Origin of the sequence: Agrobacterium albertimagni AOL15 (assembly GCF_000300855.1) — a bacterium.
GTDB classification, from domain to species: domain Bacteria; phylum Pseudomonadota; class Alphaproteobacteria; order Rhizobiales; family Rhizobiaceae; genus Allorhizobium; species Allorhizobium albertimagni.
Genome location: NZ_ALJF01000006.1, coordinates 107,112 through 119,116 on the forward strand (window position 1 = coordinate 107,112; position 12,005 = coordinate 119,116).

Consider the following 12,005-nt stretch of genomic DNA (forward strand, 5'->3'; position numbering starts at 1 on the left):
ATTCGACCCAAGAAAGTGGGACAGTCAAAATCTTAAGCCTTTGATTTTCCTCACATCTGGTTTTTGCCCCATGTGCATGTAGCAGGTTGAAATTATTTGAGTTCGGCAGGCCCTCCGGGCCCACCACTCATGATCGTACCTCGCCAACCCAAACCCAATTCCCTGTCCTGAGCATCAAGGCCGCGTCATCGCCGCGTCATACGCATGCGCTATCCATGATTCATTCGAATGAATCATGGATAGCGCATGCAAAGAGACACCTGGCAAATCGTCAAGGACCATCTGGCCAGTGACATCGCCTCAGGCAAGCTTGCTCCCGGCACACGGCTGCCGACGGAGCCCGAGCTGTGCGAGGTCTTCGGCGTTGGCCGCCACTCAGTCCGGCGTGCAGTGTCAGCGCTCGCGGTCGAGGGCAAGCTCAGGGTTGAACAGGGGCGCGGCACCTTCGTCGAGGCGACCCGGCTGATCAACTACCAGATCGGGCGCAGGACGCGTTTCCGCGAGAACCTTATCGGCCAGGGCTATAAGCCGTACGGCGAGCATCTTTCCTCCACGATCGTGCCGGCACCCGACCGTGTAGCTGAGGCGCTGCGGATCGCACGCGGGGCCGAGGTCCATCGGATCATGAGGCGGGGTCTGGCCGACGACATGCCAATCAATCTCGGCATCGCCTTTCATCCGGTCGCGCTTTTTCCCGATCTCGGCGCGCGCCGTGAGGCCGGCGTTTCCGTGACCGAAATCTATCGTGACCACGGGGTCACCGACTATTTCCGCAAGAGCACCACCATCTTCACCCGCCGCGCCGAGCCGGAGGAATCCAGGCTGCTGCGGCAACACCCAGATCATCCCGTCATGGTCGTCACAAAGATCGACGTCGATGCCAAGGGCACCGCGCTTGGATATTCCGAGGCGGTCTGGGCGGGCGACCGCGTCCAGTTTTCTTTCGACAGTCTCGATGACCCCTTCGTGGGCGAGGAAGGCAAGACCCCATGACAACACAGTTCCAGCATGCCGGTGTGCCAGGCGAAGACCACGCCCGCCGGCTCGAAACCCTTGCGCGCGCCGATGCCGCCGCGCTGAAGGCCTTCGCGGAAGAGCTTCTTGCACCGCTCGGCGCGATCGACGTCATTCAGAGCCGCACAGGGCTCGCGATGCTGCCGATGCGCGACACGGTAAAAGGCACAGACTTTCATCTCGGCGAGGTGTTGGTGGCGGAAGCGCATATCCGGCTCCGGTCCAACGGCACGGAAGGCTATGGCATGATCGTTGGCCGCGACCTCGAGCGTGCCATGGCGATGGCGATCGTGGACGCAGCCGGGTCGATCGAAACCCTTGCCGCGCGCGTCAGCAACTTCGTGGAAGATGAGGCCCTGAAGATCGTGGGCGCAGACACAGAGCGCCTTCGCGCGGTCGAGGCGACCCGCGTAGACATGGAGACCTTCTGATGGATGCCTCCGCCCTGATCGCTATCCCCGTTCCGAACGACCTGGAGCGGCTTCACAATGCCACCTACGATGCCCTGATGTGGGCGCTCGCCCGCCCCGGCACTGTCCAGACTCTGCCTCAGCCGGGTCTGGAGGCCATCGTCGACACGCTGGTCGACCGCGAATGCCGGGTCTTTTCGAGCCACAAGACGCTCCAGCCGCTGATCGCCTCGACCGGAGCGGCAATTACCGGCGCGCGGGACGCCGACCACGCCTTTATCGATCTGGGAGCTGAGGCGGGCCTGCGCGAACTGGCCGTCGTGCCCGCGGGGTCGCACCTCTATCCCGATGACGGCGCGACCGTGTTTTCATCGGCGAGGATTGGCGAAGGACAGAGGCTCCGCCTGAGCGGCCCCGGTATCGAAACTTATGCAGACATCCGTATCGGAGGCCTCAAGCCTGATGTCTGGACGCTCCGCGCGACGCGCTGCCTCTATCCGACCGGCTTCGAACTCCTTTTCGTCGACGGCGACCACGTTGTCGGTCTGCCGCGCTCAACCACGGTGGAGGTACTCTGATGGCCTATGTGGCAACCCGAGGCGGCGAACGCGCCATTGAACAGTCTGAACGGCTTTACCGCGCCGAAATTGGCGCGATCGACATCGAACGCGTCACGGAAATCCGCAACAGCCTGCCTTACCTGATCGACCGCGTGATGGGCGAGGCCTCGCTTTACGACCGGGATCTCGCGGCGCTTGCGCTCGCCCAGGCCGGCGGCGATCTCTACGAGGCCGTGCTCCTTTTGCGCGCCTGGCGCACCACCCAGCCGCGCCTTGCGATCGCCGAGCCGGTGACGCAGGAAAGCCTCTTCACCCATCGCCGCATCTCCGCCGCCTTCAAGGACATCCCCGGCGGTCAGTTGCTCGGTCCGACGCTCGACTATTCGCACCGACTGCTGGCGACAGGGGTGCTGGAAGGCAAAGCATTCCAGCCGGCCCCGGTCGAACCTGCGGCAAAACCCGCGCCTGCGCGCCAGCCATCGCTTGCCGCCTGGCAGAAGGCGCAAGGGCTGGTTGCTGACATCGCCGCCGACGAGGTGGCCCCGGACGACATTCCAGACCTCACCCGCGAGCCGCTACTCTTTCCGGCCAAGCGTGCCCATACGCTGCAAAGCTTGGCTCGCGCCGACACCGGCGGCGTGCTGGCGCTTGGCTATTCCGCGATGCGCGGCTATGGCAATGCGCATCCGACCGTCAATGAACTGCGTCTCGCAGAGGCGGACGTGCGTGTGCGCCATCCGGCGGGCACGATTTTCTCGGCTGGTCGCGTCCGCGTCTCGCAGGCGGAAGTCACGAGCAAGGGAAAAGACGGTCAGCTTGAGCTCGGCTTCTGCGCGACCCTCGGCTGGAACGAAATCAAGACCATCGCGGGCGCGACGCTGGATCTCAACTCCGCAGCAGCGGATCAGAATTCACCCGTCAGCGAGGAATTCTTCCTTTACCACACCGAACCCGTCGAAGCCTCGGGCTTCTGCATCCATTTCAAGCTGCCGCATTACGTCACCTTCCAGTCTTCACTCGACGCCCTGCGCGACGCGAAGAAGAAGGCCGCCTCCACCGATGACACCCCCAAGACCAGCAAGCTCGTGGAGGAGCCGGCATGAGCCTTTCCTCACTCACAAAGCCATGGGAAGCCTTCAGCTACGGCTTCCTAGACGCCTCGGCCAAGCGCGAACTGCGTCGCAAGATGCTCAAAGCGATTGCTGTGCCGGGCTGCCAGATGCCCTATGCCAGCCGTGAGGTGCCAATCGCGCGCGGCTGGGGCACCGGCGGCCTGCAGGTTACACTGACCCTGATCAAGCCCTCCTCCGTGATCAAGGTGATCGACCAGGGCGCCGACGACAGCGTCAACGCCGCCTCGATCCGCCGCTTCCTGTCGCGCGTCTCCGGCGCCGGCGAGACCTGGGACACCCAGGAAGCGACAATCATTCAGAGCCGGCACCGTATCCCTGAGGAAAAACTGCGCGAAGACCAGATCCTCGTGCTGCAGGTGCCGAATCCTGAGCCCTTGCGCCCGGTCGAGCCCAACATGTCGACCGCCCGCCAGATGCATGCCGACGCCGATTACGGTCGCCTGTGGCTGACACTCTACGAGCAAATGGTACGTTCGGGCCGTATCATGCAGGGCGCGTCCTATCCTTCGCTCGTCAACGGCCGCCATGTCATGACCCCGTCGCCGATCCCGCGCTGGGACGTACCGAAGCTCGACATGGCAAGACACCTGACCTTCCTCTCGGCTGGGCGCGAGAAGCGGCTCTACGCCGTGCCGCCCTTCACTCGGGTCGAGCCGCTGGTCTTCTCCGACGTGCCCTACAAGGTGGAGGACCACGCTTCCCTCACCTGCCATCGCTCGGGTGTCACCGGCTACTTCATGAACGAGATTCCGCAGGACGACGGCGGCTCGCAATTCGAGCTGTCCGACAGCAATTTCGGCATCAAGGCCATCCGCCGCGCCGAGGGGCTCGATGTTGAACAGGGCGAAACCTGGTATAAGAACGGAGAATTCCGCCCATGATCGCTGAAAATTTGACCCCGCGGCTGCAGAACGCGCCGCAACTGATGACCACCCCGCCACTGTTGACCGTGACCGATATCAGCAAGCGCTTCGGCAGCGTGGTCGCGCTCCACGAGGTTTCGGCGACCGTCTATCCAGGCGAAGTGCTCGGCATCGTCGGCGAAAGCGGCTCGGGCAAGTCTACCCTTCTCAGAATGCTGAACCTAGAGGACACGCCCGACAGCGGTGACTATCGCCTGGCCCTGCCGGAGTTCGACGGCAACCTGTTCGATCTCGACCGCTTCGCCCGCCGCATGCTTTGCGCGCGCCAGATCGGCATCGTCTACCAGAACCCGCATCTCGGTCTGTTGATGGGCCATACCAGTTCCGGCAACGTGGCGGAGCGCCTGCTCATCGCCGGCGAGCGGCGTTTCGCCGAACTGCGTTCGAAGGCACGAGAGGCGCTCGATGCCTCGGAGTTTCCATTGGAGCGCATGGATGCGCGGCCGATCGAACTGTCCGGCGGCATGCAGCAGCGCGTACAGCTCGCCAAGGCGATTGCGCTCGAACCGGCACTGCTCCTGCTCGACGAGCCGACCACCGGCCTCGACGTGTCCGTGCAGGCGCTGGTGCTCGACACCTTGAAGCGGTTGCAGCGGGATCGGGCGATCACAATGGTCATCGTCAGCCACGATCTCGGCGTGATCCGCACCATGGCCGACCGGGTCATGGTCATGCGGCGCGGTCGCGTGGTCGAGCAAGGCCTGGTTGACCAGATCTTCCAGGATCCGCAACACGAATACACCCAGCAACTCGTTCACGCCAAATTGTGAGGCCGCCATGCAGCCCGTCCTGGAGGTGGAAGGCCTCTCGAAAACCTTCCACATGCACCATCTCGACCAGAACCTTCACGCATTTTCCGGCATCGGGTTTACGCTGAACCCCGGCGAGTTCCTGCTATTGAGGGGACCAAACGGCGTCGGCAAGTCGACACTTCTGCGCACACTCTATCGCAGCTACCTGCCGCGCGCGGGGCAGATCTGGTACCACACGGCCGAGGGCCGCATCGACCTCGCCAGGGCAGCCGACGTCGACATCGCGCTATTGCGCCGGCGCGAGATCGGCTTCGTCACCCAGTTCCTGATCGCCCGCCCGCGGGTTCCTGCCGAGGATATTGTCGCCGAGCCCTTGCGACAGGCGGGCATGCCGCGCGACGAGGCGCTCTTCGAGGCACGGCACTGGTTGGAAGCCTTCGGCGTCAAGCGCACTCTCTGGAAGGCCTATCCCACCACCTTTTCAGGCGGCGAACAGCAGAAGGTCAACCTCGCCCGGGCACTCATCCTTCCACAGCGGCTACTGCTCCTCGACGAGCCAACGGCCTCGCTCGATGCCGGCGCTCGAAAGGCGCTGGTAGACCGTCTCGCCGACCTCAAGGCGCAGGGCGTCGCTATGATCGGCGTTTTTCATCATCCGGGAGACGTGGCTGGGCTCATCGACCGGGAAATCGAACTTCAAGCCTTTGAGGAACTTGCCAATGTGGATCTCTGATTGCCGGGTGGTGCTGTTAGATCGCGTGTTGCCAAATGGTGCTGTACGCATCGAGGATGGCATCATCGCGGAAATTTCGGAAAAACCCGTCGCCAATGCCGACATGTCGGCCCAAGGCTTGATCCTCATGCCGGGCTTCATCGACATGCACGGCGACATGGTGGAACGCGAGGTAGAGCCCCGGCCGAATGTGCGCATGCCGCTTGAGCTCGGTTTGCGCGATCTCGACCGCCGTCTTGCCGTTTCCGGCGTCACGACCGCCTATGCCGCGCTGTCCTTCAGCCCTGCCTCGACCTACGGGCACCTGCGCAGCTACGATCATACCAGCAGCGTCATCCGCGCGATCAAGACTATGCGCGACCAGCTATTGGTCGACCACAAAGTCCATGCGCGCTTCGAGATCAACTTCCCCAAGGCGCTCGCCGTGATCGAGGAGCTGATCGCCGAGGGTTCGGTGGATCTGATCTCGCTCAACGATCATACGCCGGGACAGGGTCAGTATCGCGATGTCGAGCGCCACATCGACAAGCTCGCCCGCGAAAAGGGCGTGAGCCTCGAAGAGGCCGCACAGTCGATCGCGCGGCGTATCGAGGAACGCACCCAGCCAGCCGACGTGATGACGCATACGCTGGATGCGATCTCCAAAGCCTGTCATGCCCATGGTGTGGTACTCGCCAGCCATGACGACGACACCGTCGTCAAGGTGCAACTGATGCACTCGCTTGGCGTCCTGATCAGCGAGTTTCCGGTCACCCTCGAGGCCGCCGCCGAGGCTAAGAGGCTCGGCCTGATGAACGCCATGGGCGCACCAAACGCGCTGCGCGGACAGTCCTATTCAGGCAATCTTTCCGCGCGCGACGCTCATGCCGCCGGGCTGCTTGATATCCTTGCCGCCGATTATCATCCCTCGGCCATCCTACCGGCGGTGCTGGAACTGGCAAAGACCGACAAGCACGGACTTCCCGGTGCCTGCCGGCTGGCGACGTCCAATCCAGCCCAGGCGCTCGGACTTTCCGATCGCGGTGAGATCGCGGTCGGCAGGAAGGCTGACCTCCTCGTCGCCGACGACAACGGCATCGGTCATGTCCGCTGCGTCTTCCGGGGCGGCCGCAAAATCTATTCCGACGGTTCGCTCGCCTTTTCGCGCGCAGCGTAAGGTCCCGACCATTCACGACATCTCGGCGGGCCGTACAGCGTGCGGCCCGCTTCTCTTTTGCCCTTGTCTCCAAGGCTTGCAGCGCCGCTGAGGCTGCTACAAAACTGTCGCAAATCCTCCAAATTAAATTCATTCGGATGATATGTCGCTGTCACAGAGGCGCCCCATGATCGCTTCATGGAAAAGAACACGCTCTCCCTTCGCAATCTCGGCCGCAGCTTCGGCCCGACCAGAGCCGTCGACGGTGTCAGTATCGACATCGCCGCCGGAGAGTTTGTAGGCGTCATTGGCCGCTCAGGTGCCGGCAAGTCCACGCTTCTGCGCCTCATCAACCGCCTGATCGACCCGACCGACGGCAGCGTTCATTTTGGTGACCGCGAGATCACGTCGCTCAACGGACGGGCGCTGCGTCAGTGGCGGCGCGAATGCGCGATGATATTTCAGCAGTTCAACCTGATCGAGCGGCTCGACGTTTTGACCAACGTATTGGTCGGCCGCATCTCCTCGCATGGTTTCGCGAGCTCCATGGCGATGCACTTTTCCGACGCCGAACGGGCGCTCGCGATCCGCGCACTCGACCGGCTCGATCTCGCGCCTCAGGCGCTTCAGCGCGCCGGCACGCTTTCGGGTGGCCAGCAGCAGCGTGTTGCGATCGCCCGCGCGCTTCTGCAGGAGCCGCGCATCCTGCTTGCCGACGAACCCATTGCCAGTCTCGATCCCGGCAACGCCATGCGCGTCATGGAGGCGCTGCGCACGATCAACACCGAGGACGGCATCACCGTCATCGTCAACCTGCACACGCTCGATACCGCGCGCGCCTATTGTGACCGCATCATCGCCATGCGCTGCGGCGTGGTCATGTTCGACGGCAGCGCCCGCAACCTCACCGACGACGTGGTTCGCGACATCTACGGCGGGGCCGGCCTCGCCGAATTCAACGAATCCATAACCTCGACCTCCATCCGGTCGGCGGTTCCGGCCTGATCAACCTCTGGGAGAATATCAATGCGTCTCATCGCCGCCACAGCCCTCCTCACGATTCTTGCCCTGCCGGCCGTCGCTGCCGACTGGAAATCCGACTACAAGGTCGTCCGCTTCGGCGTCCTCTCCAGCGAGAACGAGAAGGATCGCGTCGCCCGCTACAAGCCCTTCGAGGCCTACCTCAAGAAAACCCTTGGCGTTGACGTCGAGCTGTTCACCGCCGGCAACTTTGATGGCGTGATCCAGGCGCTCGCCGCCGACCAAATCGAATTCGCCTTCCTCGGCTCCTCGGCCTATGCCGCGGCCTATACCGAGACCAACGGCGGCGTCATTCCGCTCCTGACTGCGGTTCAGGAAGACGATTCGACCGGCTATTTCTCCGTCATCACGGTGCGCTGCGACAGCCCCTACAAGAATATCGAGGACCTGAAAGGCAAGGTTCTGGCCTTCGCCGATCCGGATTCCACCAGCGGCTATGCCGTTCCGAACTACAACCTCGTGCAGCAGGGCTATGAGCCCTCGACCTATTTCTCCGCCACGCCGTTCTCCGGCAGCCACGAGGCCGGCGTCCAAGGCGTCGTCAACGGCCAATTCGATGCCGCCGCCGCCTACATCAACAATGAGAAGAGCGGCATCCCGCAGCGTATGGTCAGCAAGGGCATGATCAAGGAAGGCGAGGTCTGCAACATCTGGATGTCGCCCGAGATCACCTCCGGTCCGTTTACCGCCCGCGCCAACCTGCCGGCCGAACTGATCGCCGACATGCGGGCCGCGTTGAAAGCCATCCCGGAGGCCGATCCGGCAGCCCACAAGGAAATGACCGGCGCCGAAAACTCGACCGCCAAGGGCTATGTCGAGGTTGACCATGAACGCTACCAGTGGATTGTTGACATGCGCGCCTGGCTGAAGGCCCAACGCAAGAGCTGATCCCGAGCGGAACGCAGACGGGGCGATCTCGATAGGGAGCGCTCCTTTTTCACAGGGAAACGCCATGACCTTCGCCTCTGCCGCAGCCCCTTCCGAGGCGGTACTGGATTTCGAACGCGCCTATGCACGCCACCGCGCCCGCGGCCGGGTGACCTTTCTCATCGTGACGGCGGCTCTTCTGATTGCCTTCATAGTGACGGCCGAATTCTCCAATCTTCTCAAGGTCAGCCAGATTACGCTCTCAGACGGCAGCAGGGCCGAACGGTGGATCCTGCTCGCAGGCTTGCCAAGGCTCGGCGAATACCTTGCCAAGACAATTCCTCAGCTGTCATGGGAAACGCTTGGCGCCGATCTCGCAGCGTGGTTCTGGCGGTGGAAGGTCTGGGGCTGGCTCCTCCTCGAAACCGTGCTCATTGCCTTCATGGCGACCGCGCTTGGGGTCGCAGGCGGCTTCGTCATGTCCTTCCCGGCAGCGCGCAATCTCTCGCCCAGCAAGTGGCTGCTCTGGCTTTCGCGCCGCTATCTCGAGATCGCCCGCACTGTGCCAGAGCTCGTATTTGCGCTTATCTTCGTCTTCTGTTTCGGTGTCGGTCCGATGGCGGGCGTGCTGGCGATCGCGCTGCACACCTGCGGCGCGCTCGGCAAGCTCTATTCGGAAGTAAACGAGAACATCGATATGCGCCCGCTGGAGGGCGTCAAATCGGCGGGCGGCAGCTGGGCCGACCAGATCCGCTATGGCGCGGTACCGCAGATCCTGCCGAACATCATCAGCTACACGCTGCTGCGTTTCGAGATCAATGTCCGCTCGTCCTCGATCATCGGCTATGTCGGCGCCGGCGGCCTGGGCCAGGAGCTTCGCACCGCCATCTCCTTGCAGGAATACACTGATCTGTCGGCGCTCTTCATCATCGTCTTCGTCACCGTCTTCGTGATCGACTGGGGCTCGGAGAAATTGCGCCACCGGATCATCGGCATGGAAAGGACCCACTGATGACGGCTATTACCCGCGCGGAAATCCTGGCGTTGCGCCAGTCCATGCCGCTCGCCTTCCGCCCGTCCATGGGCACGCGGCTAAAGCGCTGGGGGCTGATGTTGGGCTTCTGCGCACTCTTCGCCTGGTGCCTCTATGATTTCGGCTTTTCACCGGAGCGCATCATCAACGGCCTTAGCCGCCTCGGCCGTGTTCTCTCCTTCATGTTTCCACCCCATATCTGGACAGAATGGGATCAGATAAGCGATATCCTAAAGGGCCTCGGCGAAACGCTCGCCATGGCCTTTCTCGGCACGCTGCTCGGCGCCATTGTCGCCTTTCCGCTCTCCTTTCTCGGCGCCAAGAACATCAACCGTTTCGCCTTCTTTCGCTTCGGCGTTCGGCGCGGTTTTGACATCATTCGCGCCTTCGAAACTCTGATCCTGGCGCTCGTCTTCATCCGCGCCTTCGGCCTTGGCCCCCTTCCCGGCGTGCTCGCGATCGCGGTGGGCGAGATCGGTGTTCTTGCAAAGCTCTATGCCGAGGCGATCGAGAACATCTCCAAGAAGCCCGTCGAGGGCGTTGTTGCCTCTGGAGGGTCTCGCTCCCAAGCCATCCGCTTTGGGATGCTGCCCCAGGTCTGGCCGGTGCTTCTTTCCATCACTCTCTACAACTTCGAATCCAATGTCCGCTCAGGCACCATTCTCGGCATTGTCGGCGCCGGAGGGATCGGCTTCATCCTATCGGACCGCATCGGCGCCTATCGATGGGATGAGGCCTGGTCGATCATCTTCCTGATCATCGCCATGGTCTATGTCATCGACGCCCTCTCCGGCGCAATCCGCGAGCGGTTCATCGGCAAATGGGAACACGCGAAATGAAGATGCTCTCCGAAGCTCCGACCATCCACGAAACGGCGACGGTCGTTGGTTGCGAACTCGGTAGATGGACCGAGATCCAGGCCCATGTCAGCATGCGGGAAAGTCATTTCGGCGACTATTCCTACATCGTCAAGGGCGGCAACGTCGTGTGGTCGACCATCGGCAAGTTCTGCTCGATTGCCGAAGGCGCGCGCATCAATCCCGGCAACCACGCCACCTGGCGCGCAAGCCAGCACCACTTCACCTACCGCGCGGCACAATACGGGCTGGGCGAAGACGACACCGACTTTTTCCAATGGCGAAAGGATCACTGGGTGACCATCGGCCACGACGTGTGGATCGGCCACGGTGTCACGGTGCTTGCCGGCGTGAAGATCGGCACCGGTGCGGTGATCGGCGCCGGTGCAGTCGTCTCAAAGGACGTCGAACCTTACACGATCGTCGGTGGCGTCCCCTCAAGATTGATCAAGCGGCGCTTCAGCGAGGAGCAGGCCGACGCACTGCTCGATATCGCTTGGTGGGACTGGGACCATGACAAACTGCGCAGCAACCTTTCCGACATCCGCGAACTCTCTATCGACGCTTTCATAGACAAACATCGCCGGGAAAGGGCCTCCCCCATGTCGACACGAATTCCGGTGTAAGTCGCGCTCGCGTAGTTACTTGAATTCCGCGGACCGCTGACGAAATGGAGGCCCTTAGTGCAGGACCTTAAATAACCAGCACAAAACCATCAAAAGAATCCCGATTTTATGCATAGACAGAGCGCCAAGTTGGGTTACAGCTCCTGTTTGACTACTTGCCCCACTAAGTCCTGTTGACAAAGTATGGCAACCATGTCTTTGCAGCGGCCAGGGCGCGAAATGCTGAGAAGGATTTTCGTGTCTTGTCGTATTGGGTCGCAACGCGACGAAACTGCTTGAGGCGGCTGAACATCCGGTCGATGCGGTTGCCATCCTTCGGTGGAATGACCGGCCTGATCCCATGGATCAGGAGTTCCTCGCGCAGTTAATTGCAGTCATATCCTCTGTCGGCAAAAAACAGTCTCGGTTTGCCGACTGGTATCGCCAGCAGGTCCGGAACGGCATTGTAGTCCGAAGCCTCGCGGCCTGTCAGGACGAAGCCAAGAGGGCGCCCTTGACCGTCTGCTCTGGCGTGGATTTTCGTCGTAAAGCCGCCGCGTGATCGACCAAAAGCCCCCTGATAAGCACCCCTATAGAGCCCGCAGCCTGAGAATGGCCGCGAACCGTGGTGCTGTCGATTATGTGCTGCCAGTCATCCGTCAGCCCCAATTCAACGAGGGTCTCAAGCAGAGTGTCCCAAACACCTTGTTCGGCCCCACAGCGGAAGCGCACATAGACAGAATTCCGCTTCCCGTAGCGCTCATGCATGTCGCGCCAAGGGCATCCGACCCGAAGAACATGCAGCATGCCATTCAGGTATCGTCGATTATCGTGCGAGGGTCGGGACTTCCTGCCGTGTTCGGTGGGCAACAGTCCCTCGATGAATCCGCCATTCCATATCCGTCAGGTCGCCGCGGGCCAAAACCGCCTCCTAAATGGCAG

General features: G+C 62.1%; 13 protein-coding genes and 1 pseudogene. 13 read left to right on the forward strand and 1 reads right to left on the reverse strand.

What is annotated here, in order from left to right; translation table 11 throughout:
- Positions 1-246: 246 nt before the first annotated feature.
- The 13 genes from phnF to QWE_RS07575 all read left to right on the forward strand — a co-directional run bounded on the left by phnF (position 247) and on the right by QWE_RS07575 (position 11,084).
- Positions 247-993: a phosphonate metabolism transcriptional regulator PhnF gene (gene phnF / locus QWE_RS07515; protein WP_006725505.1), complete on the forward strand. Its 747-nt coding sequence runs from the start codon at positions 247-249 to the stop codon at positions 991-993.
- Positions 990-1,445, forward strand: coding sequence for a phosphonate C-P lyase system protein PhnG (phnG, locus tag QWE_RS07520; RefSeq protein ID WP_006725506.1), 456 nt, complete (start codon positions 990-992; stop codon positions 1,443-1,445). Before phnF ends, phnG begins: the two co-directional genes overlap by 4 nt.
- Entirely contained in the window at positions 1,445-2,002 is a 558-nt protein-coding gene (phnH, locus tag QWE_RS07525) for a phosphonate C-P lyase system protein PhnH (protein ID WP_006725507.1), read from the forward strand. Before phnG ends, phnH begins: the two co-directional genes overlap by 1 nt.
- On the forward strand, positions 2,002-3,087 hold the full coding sequence (locus QWE_RS07530; protein ID WP_006725508.1) for a carbon-phosphorus lyase complex subunit PhnI: 1,086 nt from the start codon (positions 2,002-2,004) through the stop codon (positions 3,085-3,087). The genes phnH and QWE_RS07530 overlap by 1 nt, the downstream gene beginning before the upstream one ends.
- A complete protein-coding gene (locus QWE_RS07535) occupies positions 3,084-3,998 on the forward strand; it encodes an alpha-D-ribose 1-methylphosphonate 5-phosphate C-P-lyase PhnJ (RefSeq protein WP_006725509.1) in 915 nt (304 codons plus the stop codon). The genes QWE_RS07530 and QWE_RS07535 overlap by 4 nt, the downstream gene beginning before the upstream one ends.
- Positions 3,995-4,810 carry an ATP-binding cassette domain-containing protein gene (locus tag QWE_RS07540; RefSeq protein ID WP_006725510.1) on the forward strand — a complete coding sequence of 272 codons (816 nt, stop codon included), beginning with the start codon at positions 3,995-3,997 and terminating at the stop codon, positions 4,808-4,810. The genes QWE_RS07535 and QWE_RS07540 overlap by 4 nt, the downstream gene beginning before the upstream one ends.
- Before the next feature lie 7 nt (positions 4,811-4,817).
- The gene (locus QWE_RS07545) at positions 4,818-5,525 is read left to right on the forward strand and encodes a phosphonate C-P lyase system protein PhnL (RefSeq protein ID WP_006725511.1); all 708 of its coding nucleotides are present in this window, start codon (positions 4,818-4,820) and stop codon (positions 5,523-5,525) included.
- On the forward strand, positions 5,512-6,681 hold the full coding sequence (locus tag QWE_RS07550; protein ID WP_006725512.1) for an alpha-D-ribose 1-methylphosphonate 5-triphosphate diphosphatase: 1,170 nt from the start codon (positions 5,512-5,514) through the stop codon (positions 6,679-6,681). The genes QWE_RS07545 and QWE_RS07550 overlap by 14 nt, the downstream gene beginning before the upstream one ends.
- 177 nt (positions 6,682-6,858) lie before the next feature.
- Complete coding sequence (gene phnC, locus QWE_RS07555; RefSeq protein WP_006725513.1) at positions 6,859-7,665, forward strand: phosphonate ABC transporter ATP-binding protein; 807 nt, start codon at positions 6,859-6,861, stop codon at positions 7,663-7,665.
- Between the two features lie 21 nt (positions 7,666-7,686).
- Positions 7,687-8,589, forward strand: a complete 903-nt coding sequence (gene phnD / locus QWE_RS07560; protein ID WP_006725514.1) for a phosphonate ABC transporter substrate-binding protein — start codon at positions 7,687-7,689, stop codon at positions 8,587-8,589.
- A 64-nt stretch (positions 8,590-8,653) separates the two neighbouring features.
- The gene (phnE, locus tag QWE_RS07565) at positions 8,654-9,580 is read left to right on the forward strand and encodes a phosphonate ABC transporter, permease protein PhnE (protein WP_006725515.1); all 927 of its coding nucleotides are present in this window, start codon (positions 8,654-8,656) and stop codon (positions 9,578-9,580) included.
- On the forward strand, positions 9,580-10,440 hold the full coding sequence (phnE, locus tag QWE_RS07570; RefSeq protein WP_006725516.1) for a phosphonate ABC transporter, permease protein PhnE: 861 nt from the start codon (positions 9,580-9,582) through the stop codon (positions 10,438-10,440). Before phnE (QWE_RS07565) ends, phnE (QWE_RS07570) begins: the two co-directional genes overlap by 1 nt.
- Complete coding sequence (locus QWE_RS07575; RefSeq protein ID WP_006725517.1) at positions 10,437-11,084, forward strand: DapH/DapD/GlmU-related protein; 648 nt, start codon at positions 10,437-10,439, stop codon at positions 11,082-11,084. Before phnE (QWE_RS07570) ends, QWE_RS07575 begins: the two co-directional genes overlap by 4 nt.
- A gap of 163 nt (positions 11,085-11,247) precedes the next feature.
- Here the strand turns inward: QWE_RS07575 and QWE_RS26030 are convergent.
- A pseudogene (locus QWE_RS26030) lies at positions 11,248-11,985 on the reverse strand (IS5 family transposase).
- Positions 11,986-12,005: the final 20 nt, after the last annotated feature.

Coding starts and splice junctions, on each gene's coding strand:
- phnE (WP_006725515.1), top strand. CDS start 8,654: ATGACCTTCGCCTCTGCCGCAGCCCCTTCCGAGGCGGTACTGGATTTC.
- phnF (WP_006725505.1), top strand. CDS start 247: ATGCAAAGAGACACCTGGCAAATCGTCAAGGACCATCTGGCCAGTGAC.
- QWE_RS07540 (WP_006725510.1), top strand. CDS start 3,995: ATGATCGCTGAAAATTTGACCCCGCGGCTGCAGAACGCGCCGCAACTG.
- phnE (WP_006725516.1), top strand. CDS start 9,580: ATGACGGCTATTACCCGCGCGGAAATCCTGGCGTTGCGCCAGTCCATG.
- QWE_RS07535 (WP_006725509.1), top strand. CDS start 3,084: ATGAGCCTTTCCTCACTCACAAAGCCATGGGAAGCCTTCAGCTACGGC.
- QWE_RS07575 (WP_006725517.1), top strand. CDS start 10,437: ATGAAGATGCTCTCCGAAGCTCCGACCATCCACGAAACGGCGACGGTC.
- QWE_RS07550 (WP_006725512.1), top strand. CDS start 5,512: ATGTGGATCTCTGATTGCCGGGTGGTGCTGTTAGATCGCGTGTTGCCA.
- phnG (WP_006725506.1), top strand. CDS start 990: ATGACAACACAGTTCCAGCATGCCGGTGTGCCAGGCGAAGACCACGCC.
- QWE_RS07545 (WP_006725511.1), top strand. CDS start 4,818: ATGCAGCCCGTCCTGGAGGTGGAAGGCCTCTCGAAAACCTTCCACATG.
- phnH (WP_006725507.1), top strand. CDS start 1,445: ATGGATGCCTCCGCCCTGATCGCTATCCCCGTTCCGAACGACCTGGAG.
- phnC (WP_006725513.1), top strand. CDS start 6,859: ATGGAAAAGAACACGCTCTCCCTTCGCAATCTCGGCCGCAGCTTCGGC.
- QWE_RS07530 (WP_006725508.1), top strand. CDS start 2,002: ATGGCCTATGTGGCAACCCGAGGCGGCGAACGCGCCATTGAACAGTCT.
- phnD (WP_006725514.1), top strand. CDS start 7,687: ATGCGTCTCATCGCCGCCACAGCCCTCCTCACGATTCTTGCCCTGCCG.